At 69.6% G+C, this 13687-nt stretch carries 13 protein-coding genes; 8 read left to right on the forward strand and 5 right to left on the reverse strand.

The features are described 5' to 3' along the window. A partial coding sequence (locus ROR02_RS13960; protein ID WP_147164658.1) for a helix-turn-helix domain-containing protein occupies positions 1–258 on the forward strand: 258 nt, incomplete at its 5' end. 114 nt (positions 259–372) lie between these two features. Here ROR02_RS13960 and ROR02_RS13965 read toward each other — a convergent pair. From ROR02_RS13965 to ROR02_RS13975, 3 genes are all read right to left on the reverse strand, one after another. Further along, positions 373–642: a hypothetical protein gene (locus ROR02_RS13965; RefSeq protein ID WP_147164659.1), complete on the reverse strand. Its 270-nt coding sequence runs from the start codon at positions 640–642 to the stop codon at positions 373–375. Positions 643–819: 177 nt separating this feature from the next. Then, entirely contained in the window at positions 820–2100 is a 1281-nt protein-coding gene (locus ROR02_RS13970; RefSeq protein WP_147164660.1) for a HAMP domain-containing sensor histidine kinase, read from the reverse strand. A 1-nt stretch (position 2101) separates the two neighbouring features. Further along, positions 2102–2794, reverse strand: coding sequence for a response regulator transcription factor (locus tag ROR02_RS13975; RefSeq protein ID WP_147164661.1), 693 nt, complete (start codon positions 2792–2794; stop codon positions 2102–2104). A 155-nt stretch (positions 2795–2949) separates the two neighbouring features. On the opposite strand from ROR02_RS13975, the gene ROR02_RS13980 reads away from it, so the two are divergent. Genes ROR02_RS13980 through ROR02_RS13990 form a run of 3 tightly spaced genes read left to right on the forward strand, consistent with a single transcriptional unit; the run spans position 2950 to position 8680 of the window. Beyond that, the gene (locus ROR02_RS13980) at positions 2950–4443 is read left to right on the forward strand and encodes an efflux transporter outer membrane subunit (RefSeq protein WP_246135558.1); all 1494 of its coding nucleotides are present in this window, start codon (positions 2950–2952) and stop codon (positions 4441–4443) included. Continuing rightward, positions 4440–5573 (forward strand): efflux RND transporter periplasmic adaptor subunit, encoded by a 1134-nt coding sequence (locus tag ROR02_RS13985; protein ID WP_218032824.1) that lies wholly within the window; start codon positions 4440–4442, stop codon positions 5571–5573. Before ROR02_RS13980 ends, ROR02_RS13985 begins: the two co-directional genes overlap by 4 nt. Continuing rightward, positions 5570–8680 carry an efflux RND transporter permease subunit gene (locus ROR02_RS13990; RefSeq protein WP_147164662.1) on the forward strand — a complete coding sequence of 1037 codons (3111 nt, stop codon included), beginning with the start codon at positions 5570–5572 and terminating at the stop codon, positions 8678–8680. The genes ROR02_RS13985 and ROR02_RS13990 overlap by 4 nt, the downstream gene beginning before the upstream one ends. 59 nt (positions 8681–8739) lie before the next feature. Here the strand turns inward: ROR02_RS13990 and ROR02_RS13995 are convergent, their stop codons facing one another. Next, the gene (locus ROR02_RS13995) at positions 8740–9165 is read right to left on the reverse strand and encodes a type II toxin-antitoxin system HicB family antitoxin (RefSeq protein ID WP_147164663.1); all 426 of its coding nucleotides are present in this window, start codon (positions 9163–9165) and stop codon (positions 8740–8742) included. A gap of 215 nt (positions 9166–9380) precedes the next feature. After that, positions 9381–9572 carry a type II toxin-antitoxin system HicA family toxin gene (locus ROR02_RS14000; protein WP_147164664.1) on the reverse strand — a complete coding sequence of 64 codons (192 nt, stop codon included), beginning with the start codon at positions 9570–9572 and terminating at the stop codon, positions 9381–9383. Positions 9573–9855: 283 nt separating this feature from the next. Here ROR02_RS14000 and ROR02_RS14005 point away from each other — a divergent pair, with 283 nt between their 5' ends. The 4 genes from ROR02_RS14005 to ROR02_RS14020 all read left to right on the forward strand — a co-directional run. After that, entirely contained in the window at positions 9856–10761 is a 906-nt protein-coding gene (locus ROR02_RS14005; protein ID WP_147164665.1) for a YicC/YloC family endoribonuclease, read from the forward strand. Between the two features lie 11 nt (positions 10762–10772). Then, entirely contained in the window at positions 10773–11441 is a 669-nt protein-coding gene (gmk, locus tag ROR02_RS14010; RefSeq protein ID WP_147164666.1) for a guanylate kinase, read from the forward strand. Between the two features lie 164 nt (positions 11442–11605). Continuing rightward, positions 11606–12805, forward strand: a complete 1200-nt coding sequence (locus ROR02_RS14015; RefSeq protein ID WP_147164667.1) for an aminotransferase class I/II-fold pyridoxal phosphate-dependent enzyme — start codon at positions 11606–11608, stop codon at positions 12803–12805. Positions 12806–12826: 21 nt separating this feature from the next. Continuing rightward, the coding region (locus ROR02_RS14020) for a DNA translocase FtsK 4TM domain-containing protein (RefSeq protein ID WP_174823033.1) at positions 12827–13687 on the forward strand (861 nt) is incomplete at its 3' end.

Here is a 13687-nt window from a genome sequence, read left to right on the forward strand (position 1 = left end):
TCATCAGTTCCGACCGTTGGTATTATCCGCGAGACAGGGCTGACGTTCGGACGCTGGCGGCAACAACTCCACCTTGTCGTCGCGCTGCGCGAATTGGCCAGTGGAGAGACGGTGCAGAACGTCGCCGCCGAACTGGGTTACGAGTCGGTCAACGCGTTCATCACGATGTTCAAAAAGGCTCTGGGCAGCACGCCGGCGCAATATTTTTCGCAACGCAATGCACTGGCTCAGCCAGCTCAGAAGCCAAGCAACGATTGATCTTTCCGCGCTCATCAAACTTGTTTGACTGTGTCGGCAAGAGGTGGCCCCGAAAATTCGGACAGGGTGTCAAGCTCATTTGCCCCTGCGGCCCCGGGGGAGCGGAGCGCCTTTTCATTCGCCAAACTCCTTGTCGTGCACGGGCGCGTTCGCAAGCTCCCGGTCGAGCGATGCCCGATAGGCAATGCAACCGCGCATGAACCGGGGCCACGGAGGAACGGCCACTTCAGGCGCCATCGGCTCGGGAAGCAATCCCCAAAGCTGCGGGTGAAACCAGCACAGGTCATGGCCGGAACTGTCACGATGCGCGCGGATGCCGGCTCGAAGCCGTTTGACTTCCTCGACCAGGCGTTCGCGGTCCATTTCGTCCAGATCACTGTCCATGCGATGCTCCACAAGGAACGCCGGCGGAGGCCCCCCCTCCGCCCACGGGTCCGTCCTCTTGGATTCTTCGAACGAGGCCCTGGCGCATGCCCTCGCGCATGCCGTCGGCCCCGGCTCGGCGCTCCAAATCAGGCAGGGAGCCAGGATACGCCACCACCACGAAGGCGGTCCACGCCCTCACCCCGCCGGCAGCGACAGGCGCACGCGCAGGCCGCCCGAGGGGCCCGGTTCGGCGTGGATGCGACCGCCATGCGACTCGATGGCGCGCCGGGCGATGGCGAGGCCCAGGCCGCCGCCGGGATGGGGGCGATCGCCCTCCAGGCGCACGAACGGCTCGAAGATGCGGTCCATCTGGTCGGGGGGCACGCCGGGGCCCTCGTCCTCCACGTCCACGTGCAGCCAGCCGCCGCCGGCCGGGCACCACGCCCGCACCCGCACCGTGGTTCCCAGGGGCGTGAAGCGGACCGCGTTGCGAATCACGTTTTCGAACGCCCGGCAGATCATGGTGCCGTTGACCGTGCTCACGAACCGCCCCGGGGCTTCCAGCACCACCGCGCGGCCCATCGCCTCGGCCTCGAAGGCGGCGTCGTCGACGATCGCGGCCAGCAGGTCGATCAGGTCCACGCGTTCACGCCCCGGGCCCGAGTCGCCTTCCTCCAGGCGGGCCAGGGTCAGCAGGTCCTCGACCAGGGTATCCATGCGCTCGGCCTCGCGTTCCAGGCGGGCGCTCATGGCCTCCAGCCGGCCCGGATCCTGGCGCAGCAGCCCCAGCGCCGCTTGCAGGCGGGTGAGCGGCGAGCGCAGTTCGTGCGAGATGTCGTGCAAGAAGCGCTGGCGGCCCTCGATGATGCCTTGCAACTGCCCGGCCATGCGGTCGAAGTCGTGGGCGAGATCGACGATTTCGTCGCGTCGCCCGCCCATGCGCGGCCCGATGCGCGTCGCGAAGCGGCCGCGCGCGACCTCGTGCAGGGCCCAGCGCACGGTTTGCAAGGGGTGCGACAGGTACCAGGCCAGAACGTAGCTGAGCAAAAACGCCACCGCCGCGCCCGAGGTGACGGGAATCCCCACCGACGGCGGGCGTTCGTCGCCCTCCACGGCCGCCACGTCGGTGGCCAGGACATAGCGCGTCCCCCGGGCGCCCGGGACCGCGCGGCGCGTGCCCTGCCCCTCGGGCGTCGCCACCCCCGCCACCAGCCGCGAGTCGTCACCGGCCAGCACGCCCAGGCGCGGCCCGTGCGGGCGGGCGTTCCAGGCGGCGAGTGCCGGCACCAGGGCCGGCAGGTCGCCGTGCTCCAGCAAGGTTTCGGCGGTCGCCAGCATCAAGGCGGCCTCGCGTCCCGCCTCGCGCCGGCCGGCATCGGCGTCGGCCGCCAGCCGCACCCACGCCGCGCCCACCACGAACGACAGCACCATCCCCAGCCAGAAGCACAAGAACAGCTTCCAGAACAGGCGCCCCATGCTATTCGCTCGACAGCTGGTAGCCGGCCCCGCGCACGGTCTGGATCAGGGCGTGCCCGTCGTCGGCGCCCCCCAGTTTCTGGCGAATCGCGCTGATGTGCACGTCGATGCGCCGGTCATAGGGGCTCAAGGGTCGGCCCAGCGCCCGCTTCGACAAGTCCGCCTTGGACACCACCCGGCCCGCGTGGCGCGCCAGCACTTCCAGGATGTTGAACTCGGCCCCGGTCAGGTCCAGGGCCCGGCCCCGCCATTCGGCGCGCCGGCTGCCCGGCCACAGATGCAGCGCGCCCACCCGCAAGGCTCCGCCCCCCGCGCCCTCGGCCGCGCCGGCGCCGTCGGTGCGGCGCAAGATGGCGCGCAGCCGCGCGACCAGCTCGCCCGGGGTGCAGGGCTTGGGCACGTAGTCGTCGGCCCCCAGGTCCAGGCCGACAATGCGGTCGATGGGATCGCCGCGCGCGGTCAGCATCAAAATGGGGATGCGGCTTTCCTTGCGAATCCGGCGCAAGGTTTCGATGCCATTGAGGCGGGGCAGCATGACATCGAGCACGACAATGGCGTGGGTTCCGCTCAGGGCCTCGGCCACGCCATCCTCGCCGGTATGAACCGCTTGAACGACAAATCCTTCCTGCCCCAGATACTCCGAGAGCATCGTGGTCAGTTCAACATCATCGTCGACAAGCAGAACATTGAGCATGACCGAATTGTGTGGGACGGCCTGTTCCTGTCAACGCCCGAATGGGAACCCAGAGGATCCCATCGGTTGTTTTTACGTAACTTTACATTCTTTTACCCAACCTGACATTCAATCCCCTATGATCAAGCGCCGACAGCCACGCGGGAGCATGACGGGTGAGCCGGACCAGCCAGAAGACCCCTTTCAACCACCTTGGGCCCATGGCGGCCGTGGCGGGCCCCTTGTTCCCCTTGCGTGCCCTCCTCGCGCCCGTGGTCTTGCTGGCCGGGCTGGGCGCGTGCGCCCTGGGGCCCGACTACGAGCCCCCCAAGGCGGCCCTGCCCACGCAGTGGTCGGCCCCCTTGCCCCAAAGCGGGCGCACCGGGGCCCTGATCAACTGGTGGACACGGTTCAACGATCCGGTGCTCACGCGTCTTCTGGAAAAAGCCGAGGCCGACAGTCCCTCGCTGGCCGAGGCCTGGGCCAACATCGCGAGCGCCCGGGCCACGCTGGGCAGCGACGAATCCGCCTTCTTCCCCCAGATCACCACCGATGCCTCCTTCAAGCGCACGCGCCAGGAAAGCATGGGGATGGCGACGATTGGCAATACCCTGTCGGGCAGCCTGGATGCGTCGTGGGAGATTGACCTGTTCGGCAAGGTGCGGCGCACCACCGAGGCCGCCGGCGCGCGGCTGCAAGCACGCATCGACGACTGGCACGACGCCCGGGTCTCGCTCGCGGCCGAGGTCGCCGACACCTACATCCAATACCGCGCCTGCCGCCTGCTGGCCCAGGCCTACGCCGACGAGGCCGGCTCGCAGCGCCAGACGGCGCAGGCCCTGGCCACCTCGGTGGCGGCCGGGTTCACCACGCCGGCCGATGGCGCCCTCGCCCAGGCCAGCGCGGCCAGCGCCACCGCCACCTTGACCCAGCAAAACGCCGAGTGCGACGTGCTGGTCAAGGCCCTGAGCGCGCTCACCGGCCTGGACGATCCCGCCTTGCGCACCCAACTGGCCCAAGGCCCCGACCGCCTGCCCGATCCGGCCGGGTTCCAGGTGGCGGCCGTGCCCGCCCAGGCCCTGACCCAGCGCCCCGACCTGGCCTCGCTGGAGCGGGAGCTGGCGGCCGCCAGCGCCGAAATCGGCGCCGCCCAGGCCGATCGCCTGCCCAGCCTGTCCCTGACCGGCACCGTCGCCAAGACGGGCAGCTCGTTGCAGAGCATGGCCTTGTCGTGGGGCTTCGGGCCGGCGCTCACGCTCCCCTTGTTCGACGCGGGCAAGCGCGCGGCCGCCGTGGACAGCGCGCGCGCCACCTTCGACGCCAAGCAGGCCCGCTACGAAAATGGCCTGCGCACCGCCGTGAAGGAGGTGGAACAGGCCCTGGTGCGCCTGGATGGCGCCGCGCGGCGCACCGACGACGCCCGCGCCGCCGCCGATGGCTACCGCCGTTATTTCGAGGCCACCAACCGCAACTGGCAGGCGGGCGGGGCCAGCCTGCTGGACCGCGAGGAGGCCCGGCGCAACGCCCTGGGCGCCGAGATTACCCTGATCACCGTGGAGCGCGACCAGATCCAATACGGAATCGCGCTCTACAAGGCCCTGGGCGGCGGCTGGACCCCCGACGCCCCGGCCCGCGCCCCGGCCACCACCACCCCGGGAGGGACCCGTTGAGCCGATCCTTGCGTCTTGCCGTGATCGCCGCCGCCGTGTTGATCGTGGCCGGTCTGGCTTTTGTTTTCCTGCGCCCCTCGAACGCCCCTTCCGCGCCCGGGCCCGGCCCGCGCGGCGCGAACCAAAGCGTGCTCAGCGTGTCCGTGATCTCTCCCGAATGGCGGGAGTGGCCCCGGCAGGTGGAGGCCACCGGCGCGCTGGCCCCCTGGCAGGAGGCGGTGATCAGCGCCGAGGCGGGCGGGCTGCGCATCACCGACGTGCTGGTGGACGTGGGCGCCGTGGTGAGCAAGGGCCAGGAACTGGCCCGCCTGTCGCGCGACACCCCGCTCGCCGAGGTGCACAAGCAGGAAGCCGAGGTGGCGCGCGCCCGGGCCTCGCTGGCCCAGGCCCAGGCCAACGCGCGGCGCGCCCGCGCCGTGCGCGGCTCCGGCGCCTTGTCGCAGCAGCAGGTCACGGACTACCTGATCGCCGAGCAAACCGCCCAGGCCGACCTGGACTCGGCCGAGGCCAGCTTGGAAAACGCCCGCCTCACGCTGGCGCGAACCAGCATCAAGGCGGTGGACGAGGGGATCATCACCGACCGCTCGGCCAACCTGGGCGCCGTGGTGTCGGCCGGCACCGAACTGTTCCGGCTGCTGCGCCAGGGCCGGGTGGAATGGCAAGCCGAGATCGACGCCGCCGCCCTGCCCGAGGTGGCCCCGGGTCAGCGCGTGACCCTGACCCTGCCCAGCGGGCGGGTGGTGAACGCCCGGGTGCGCCTGATCGCGCCCACCTTGAACCGCGACACCAGCCGCGCCCTGGTCTACGTGCCCCTGCCCGCCGACAGTGGCGCCCATGCCGGCGGCTATGCCAGCGGCACCATCGACCTGGGCTCGACCCCGGCCCGCACCGTGCCGCAATCGGCCGTGGTTCTGCGCGATGGCCGCGCCTATGCCTTCACCGTGGGCCCCGACAACCGGGTGAGCCGCCATCCCGTGACCACCGGGCGGCGCCAGGAAAACCGGGTGGAAATCCTCGATGGCGTGAGCATGGACGACCGGATCGTGGCCGCTGGCGGCGCCTTCCTGTCGGATAACGCGCACGTCACCGTGGTGCCGGCCCCCACGCCCACGCCGGAGGCCGGCTCATGACCGCGCCTTCCCCCCTGACGCCCTCCCGCGCCAACCTCGCCACGTGGTCGATCCGCACCCCGGTGCCGTCGATCCTGCTGTTCGCCCTGCTGTCGATGGCCGGGGTGTTTGGCTTCAATGCCCTGGGCATCCAGCGCTTTCCCGACCTCGACTTGCCCACCATCACCATTGCCGCCTCGCTGGAAGGCGCGGCACCGCAGCAGCTGGAAACCGAGGTCGCGCGCAAGATCGAGGATCAGCTGGTCTCGCTCGACCGCCTGGACCACATCGCCACCACCATCACCGACGGCGCCGTGAACATGACCGTGTCCTTCGACATCGAGAAGGACACCCAGGTGGCGCTCGACGAGGTGCGCTCGGCCGTGGACGACGCCCGCGCCGACCTGCCCCAGGAAATGAACCCGCCCACGGTCGCGCGCGTGACCAAGGAATCGATGCCGATCCTGACCTACGCGGTGCGCTCCAGCCACATGGACGAGCAAGACCTGTCGTGGTTCATCGACAACGATTTTTCCCGCGCCGTGCTGGCGGTCAAGGGCGTGGCCGAGACCACGCGCTCGGGCGGCATCGACCGCGAGGTGCACATTGACCTGGATCCCGCGAAGATGGCGGGCCTGGGGGTGACGCCGGCGGCCGTTTCAACGGCGCTCAAGGCGGTGCAAGACGACAACTCGGGCGGCCTGGGCGAGGTGGGGGGCATGCGCCAGTCCCTGCGCACCCTGGGCGCCGTGGGCTCGGTGTCGGAAATCGCCGCGCTCAGCATCCCGCTGGAGGGCGGCCGGCGGCTGCGCTTGGATCAGGTGGCGCGGGTCAGCGACACCTTCGCCGATCGCTCCTCGGCCGCGTTCCTGGATGGCCAGCCCGCGATCATCGCCCAGGTGACCCGCGCCAAGGGCTTTTCCGATGTCAGCGTGGCCCGCGACGTGGAAACGGCCGTGGCCGCCTTCGCCGCCGCCCACCCCGAGGTCGAGATTACCCTGGCCCACACCACGGTCGAGCCGATCTTGGAGAATTACCGGGGATCGTTGCACCTGCTGCTGGAAGGCGCCGTTCTCACGGTTCTGGTCGTGTGGTGGTTCCTGCGCGATGCCCGTGCCACCCTTTTATCGGCCGTCGCCTTGCCGCTGTCGATCCTGCCGGCCTTCGCGGTCATGGCCATGGCCGGGTTTTCGCTCAACACCATTTCGCTGCTGGCCCTGGCCCTGGTGGTTGGCGTGCTGGTGGACGACGCGATCGTGGAAATCGAGAACATCGCGCGCCACATGGAGCGCGGCCGCACGCCTCGCGAAAGCGCCATGGAGGCCGCCACCGAAATCGGCCTCGCGGTGGTCGCCACCACCTTGACCCTGGTTGCCGTGTTCCTGCCCACCGCCTTCATGGGCGGCATTCCGGGCAAGGTGTTTTTCCAGTTCGGAGTCACCGCCTCGGTGGCCATCCTGGCCTCGCTGCTGGTCGCGCGCCTGCTCACCCCCATGCTGGCCGCGACCTTCATGCGCCCCAGCCCCCAGCCCCACGCCGACGGCTGGCTGATGCAGCGCTACATGGTGCTGGCGCGGGCCTGCCTGACCCACCCCCGGCGCACCCTGGCCGCCGCGCTCGCCTTTTTCGTGGCCTCGCTCGCCCTGATTCCGGCGGTGCCCACCGGGTTCTTCCCGGCCCGCGACGATGGCCAAAGCCAGGTTTCGATCACCCTGGCCCCCGGCAGCACCCTGGACGACACCCTGGCCCTGACCCGCCAGGCGCAAAGCCTGATTTTGGCCATGCCGGAAATCGAGCATGTGATCGCCAAGGTCGGCACCGCGACCAGCGGCGGCAACATGTCGCCCATTTCCACCTCGGCGGATCCGCGCAGCGCCACCTTGCTGGTCCAGCTGGTGCCCCGCGACCAGCGCGACCGGCCCCAGTCCGAGGTCGAGGCCACCATGCGCCGGGCCCTGAAGGCCCTGCCCGGGGCCCGGATCCAGGTGGGGCGGGGCGGCGACGGCGAAAAGCTGCCCATCACCCTGACCAGCGACGACCCCGTGGCCCTGGATCAGGCGGCCGCCGCGGTCGAGGCCGACTTGCGCACCTTGCCCGGCATTGGCGCCGTGACCTCGGGCGCGGCCTTGCAGCGCCCCGAAATCCAGATCCGCCCCGATGTCGCCCGCGCCGCCGCCCTGGGGGTAACCGCCACCGACCTGGCCACGGCGGTGCGCATGGCCACCTATGGCGATTATTCCTCGTCGCTGCCCAAGCTCAACTTGCCCCAGCGCCAGATCGCCATTCGCGTGCGCCTGGACCCCAAGGTGCGCACCGACCTGGACGCCCTGGGCCAGATCCGGGTGACCGGGGCCCAGGGCACCGTGGCCCTGGCCTCGGTGGCCGACATCGGCTTTGGCTCGGGCCCCTCGCAGATCGACCGCCTGGACCGGGCGCGCAATGTCACCTTGTCGGTGGAACTGAACGGCCGCGCCCTGGGCGACGTGATGCGCGAGGCCCGCGCCCTGCCTTCGCTGGCCTCGCTGCCGCCCTCGGTCCATCTGGTCGAGCAAGGCGAGTTGCAGCGCATGGGCGAGCTGTTCTCCAGCTTCGGCATGGCCATCGGGGTGGGCATTTTCTGCATTTACGCCGTGCTGGTCTTGTTGTTCCACGACTTCTTGCAGCCGTTCACCATCCTGGCCGCGCTGCCCCTGGCCGTGGGCGGTGCCATCCTCGCCTTGCTGCTCACCGGCGAAATGTTTTCCATGCCCTCGGTCATCGGCTTGCTGATGCTGATGGGCATCGTGACCAAGAACTCCATCTTGCTGGTGGAATACGCGATCATGGCCCGGCGCGAACGCGGCCTTGCGCGCCTCGACGCCCTGATGGACGCCTGCCACAAGCGCGCGCGGCCCATTGTCATGACCACGCTGGCCATGGGGGCCGGCATGATGCCCATCGCGCTCGGCCTCGGCGCCGACCCCAGCTTCCGCCAGCCCATGGCCATTGTCGTCATCGGGGGCGTTGTCACCTCGACGTTCCTCAGCTTGCTGGTGGTGCCGGTGATCTTCCTGTTCGTCGATAACCTGCACAACGGCCTGCGCCGCCTGTTCGGCCACGGCGCCGGCACCGTGACCACGCAGAACTAAGAAAGCGGCTCCCGGCTCCGCTCCCCTTTTTTGGAAGGCAAGGCGGCACCGGGAGCCTGTCAGGCGGCCTTCCGGACATCGGTGGTGACGACAAGTCCCAGGGCCCCAAAGGCGGCTTCGATCTGGTCCATCCTGCTTGCGTGGGTCAGATCAAGAAGCCGCCAGACATCCTTGGGCGTTTTGCCCAGGCGCCGGGCCAGGTCGCTTTGGGAAACGTCCTGAGCCCGCATTTCCAGGTACAAGCGCAGCTTGAGGGTGTCCAGCGCCGGCAGGCGGGCCACCGGCCGCCCGTTGGCAGGCGAGGGCAAGGGAATATCCTCCCGGTCCCGGACCAGGGCGGCCAACAAGGCCCGGGCCGCGCCGACGGCGTTGTGCACGGCTTCCTCGTGGGAATCACCCTCGGTAATGCAGCCGGGCAAATCCGGCAGCGTGACAACGAACCCGCCTTCCTCGGCTGGCTCCAGGTGGATGGGATAGGTGTACATTTAGAGTTTTCCTTAATTTTCGATATCCAAGGGCACATCGGAGAAATCCATTACATGTAAAATATTCATTATACTATAATAATACGATATCATGAGCGTGACTGATTAAAGAGCTATACGAAATAACCTCAGGTGACATCCCTTTCCATTTTCCCATATAGTTACATTTCTGAACAGCCATACGTTGGTGGAATTCTGGGATAGAATTCCGAGGCTCATTGGAGCCTCAGGGCCTTCTTGATGGCTTCCATTGTTCCCGTCTTGAGCTGCTTGGCGCCGCCATGAGTCGGAAGGGTGGAGCGGGTGTTGTTCGCGGGGTTGTAGAGATCCTTGTGCCCGGTCTTGTTTTGCGGGCTGACCTGGATCCCTTGTTTTTTTAACCACCGCTCGAACTGGCTTGAGTTCATCTCCTCCGCCCTTCCCTGACCTTGAAGGAAGGATACGGCACTTTTGCCCAAAGCGCACTCAAAATACGCGGCACTTCTGCCAAAAAAAAAGCCCCCCCTCCGCCTGAGGCACATCCAAATCGGTTTCCGGCTCCCGCGCGGTGGCTTCTTGCACCGCGACACTCCCCCGGACTGACCTTCCCCCCCGCGGTTGCGCCCTTGGCCCGAAAGGGTATAAACGAACCCGTCCCTTGGGCGGGTGCCGCCCGTCTTCCTTTTTTTCCCGCCGCCAGGAGCTGGCCCCATGTCCTTGCTCAGCATGACCGGATTCGCCCGCGCCCAGGGCCGCTTCGACCGATGGGCGTGGACGTGGGAAATCCGCGCGGTCAATGGCAAGGGCCTGGACGTGCGCTTGCGCCTGCCTCCGGGCACGGATTCGCTGGATCAGCCGGCCCGCCGCCTGATCGGGGAACGGGCCACGCGGGGCTCGGTGTCGGCCACCTTGAACGTGGAAACCGACGGCCAGGCCCCCGCCTGGCGCCTGAACGAACCCTTGCTGCGCCAGCTCCTCGACCTCGCCGCTTCGCTCGACGCCCCGGGCGTGGAGCCGCCGCGCCTCGATGGCCTGCTGGCCCTGCGCGGCGTGCTGGAACCCGTGGCCGAAGCCGAGGAAGACCCCGCCCGGCGCGCGGCCCGCGAGGCGGCGCACCTGACCACCCTGGCCGAAGCCCTGGATGCCTTCACCGCCGCCCGCGCCGAGGAAGGCACCCGCCTGGCCCACGCCTTGCGCGCCCACCTGGACCAGATTGAAACCCTGATCAGGGCCGCCCGCGAAACCGAGGCCCTGCGCCCCGAGTCCCAGCGCGAGCGCCTGCGCCGCCAGGTGAGCGACCTGCTCGACGCTCTGTCGGAGCGGGCCGGCCCCGACCGCGCGTTCGACGACCGGCTGGCCCAGGAACTGGCCCTGCTCGCCATCAAGACCGACGTGCGCGAGGAACTGGACCGCCTCGACGCCCATCTGGCCAGCGCCCGCGCCTTGCTGGACAAGGGGGGGCCGGTGGGCCGGCGGCTGGAATTCCTGTCGCAGGAGTTCAACCGCGAGGCCAACACCTTGTGCTCCAAGGCCCAGGACCCGGCCCTGACCCGGATCGGCCTGGACCTGAAGGTGGTCATCGACCAGTTCCGCGAACAGATTCTCAACATTGAATGACGGAAAACCCGATGAGCCGCCCCGCCGCCTCCGCCCTTCCCCCTGGCGCCGCCATTCCGCGCCGGGGCCTGATGCTGGTGTTGTCCTCGCCCTCGGGGGCGGGGAAATCCACCATCGCGCGCGCCTTGCTGGAGGCCGAGGACGGCCTTGAGATGTCGGTGAGCGTCACCACCCGCCCGCCGCGACCGGGCGAGCGCGACGGGGAGCATTACCACTTCATCACCCCCGAGGCGTACCACGAGCTGGTGCGCACCAACGGCCTGCTTGAGCACGCCCGTGTGTTCGACAATTTCTATGGCACGCCCCGCGCCCCGGTGGAGCAGGCCCTGGCCGGCGGGCGCGACGTGCTGTTCGACATCGATTGGCAGGGCACCCAGCAGGTGGCCGAAAACGCGCGCGCCGATCTGGTGAGCGTGTTCATCCTGCCGCCCAGCGTGGGCGAACTGGAACGGCGCTTGAAAACCCGCGCCCAGGACAGCGACGAAGTGGTGGCCAAGCGCATGGCCAAGGCGCTGGACGAAATCAGCCATTATCCCGAATACGACTACATCCTGGTCAACGACGACCTGGAACGCTCGATTGCCGACGTGCGCGCCATCTTGCGCGCCGAACGCCTGCGCCGGCAGCGCCGGGTGGGCCTCGCGGATTTCGTCAACGCCATGCGCCACGCCGAGGACTGAACCAGGATCCCCGGGCGCGCCCGTCCTTCCCGCGTACTCCGCCGCCCCTGTTTCTCCAAGAGCGCCCGGGGCTCCCCCTCCCGCGCCCTTGCCCTTTTGGGGGAGTCGTCTTTATGGTCCGCGCACCCGCTGTTCGCGAGGACCGTTCCAGGAGATCCCGTGTCATGATCAACCCCCGGCTTGGCGCGCTGCCCCCCTATCCCTTCCGTCGCCTGGCCGCCCTGCTGGACGGCGTGAACCCGGGGGCCCCGCCCATCGACCTGTCGATCGGGGAGCCCCGCCACGCCCCCCCGCCCCAGATCGCCCGCTTCCTGAGCGATCCCAGCGCGCGCTGGAACGCCTATCCGCCCGTGGCCGGCACCCCGGCCTGGAAGGAAGCCGTCGCTGACTGGCTGGCGCGCCGCTACGCCCTGCCCCACCGCATGATTCCCCCCCAGGCGGTGATTCCGGCCAGTGGCACCCGCGAGGCCCTGTTCATGCTGGGCCAGGTGCTGATCGACGCCACGGCCACCGGGGCGCCCCCGCTGGTGTTGATGCCCGACCCCTCGTACCTGCCCTACCTGGGCGCCACCTTGATGAACGGCGCCGTGCCGGTGGCGGTGCCGGCCCGGGCCGAGACGAACTTTCAACCCGACTTCGGCTCCCTGCCCGAGGCGGTGCTGGCCCGGGCCTCGGTGCTGATTGCCTGCTCGCCCGCGAATCCGCAAGGCACGCTGATCGACGCCGACGGCTGGCGCCGGCTGGTGCGGCTGGCCCGGGCCCACGACATCGTGCTCGTGGCCGACGAATGCTATTCCGAGATCTACGACCGCGCGCCGCCGCCGGGCGTGCTGGAGGCCTGCCGCGATCTAGGCGGCAGCCTGGACGGCGTGTTGGTGTGCAACAGCCTGTCCAAACGCTCCAGCGCCGCCGGCCTGCGCTCGGGGTTCGTGGCGGGGGATCCGGCCTTGGTCGAGGCCTTCTCGCGCCTGCGCGCCTACGGGGCGGCCGGCATGCCCGTGCCCATCCAGGAAGCCAGCGCCGCCTTGTGGGCCGACGACAGCCACGTCGCCGAGAACCGCGCCTTGTACCAGGCCAAGATCGACGCCGCGCAGGCCCGCCTGGGCACCCGCATGGGCTTTTACCGGCCGCCTGGGGGATTCTTCTTGTGGCTGGACACCACCGGGTGGGAAGAGGATGGCGAAACGGCCGCCGTGCGCCTGTGGCGCGATCATGGGCTCAAGGTATTGCCCGGCGCGACCATGAGCGCCGACCCCGCCCAGGCCGATCCGCCCGGACGCCACCGCCTGCGCCTCGCCCTGGTGCATAACCAGGCGACCATCGAACAGGCCCTTGATCGCCTGATCGCCGCCGCTCCCGGCTGACCTTCGCTGCTCGGAACCCCCATGGCCAAGTCTCCCGCCCGAGTCACCTTGCTGCCGCCAGCCGCCGTTGTCGCGCTGAAGGCGGCCTCGGTGCGCACGCTGGGTGCCTTGATCGTGCTGGCCTGCACCGCCGTGGCGGCCGCGCTGATCACCTATTCGCCGTCGGACCCCTCGCTCAATACCGCGAGCCCGGGCCCCATCGCCAACGCCTTGAACCTCCCCGGGGCTGTCCTGGCCGATGTCTTGCTGCAAGGGGGCGGGCTGGCCGTGGCCGCGCCGTTGCTGGTTGTCACCTTGTGGGGGATGCGTCTGCTCACCGGGCGCGCCGTGCCCTCGCTATGGTCGCGCACCCTGGTCCTGCTGGCGGGCACCCTGGCCCTGGCCCTGGCTCTCGGGGGGCTGCCCGCCCCCGCCGACTGGTCGATCGGGGGCGGACTGGGCGGGTTCGCCGGCTTGTTGCTGCGCGAACGCCTGGCCATTGGCCTCGCCCTGGCCGGCCTGGAGGAAGGCCAGGCGGTGCTGCTGGACACCACCACCATGGGCCTGGGCGCGCTGGCGCTCCTGGGCTTGCAGTGGGCCGCCGTCATTGCGTGGCACGACTACGCCGCCACCTTGCGCTCGATCGCCCGGGTGGGCACCACGCTGGCCGGCGCGGTGGCGGGACTGCGCCGCCGCCTGCTTAAAACGCCGTCCTCTCCTGAGCAGGCGCCCCAGCCGGCCGCCCGGGCCGCCGTCCCCGCGAGCACCCCGGCCCGGACGCGCGGCGTGGTGCGGCGCGAACCGCAATTGCTGCCGCTCGACACCTTGCCCCCGACCGACCGCGAGGGGCCGGCGATCATCGCGCCGCGCCCGCCCCCGGGACGCACCCCTCCGCCCCGCCCG

Origin of the sequence: Pararhodospirillum oryzae, assembly GCF_007992075.1 — a bacterium.
In the GTDB taxonomy this organism is placed as follows: Bacteria; Pseudomonadota; Alphaproteobacteria; order Rhodospirillales; family Rhodospirillaceae; genus Pararhodospirillum; species Pararhodospirillum oryzae.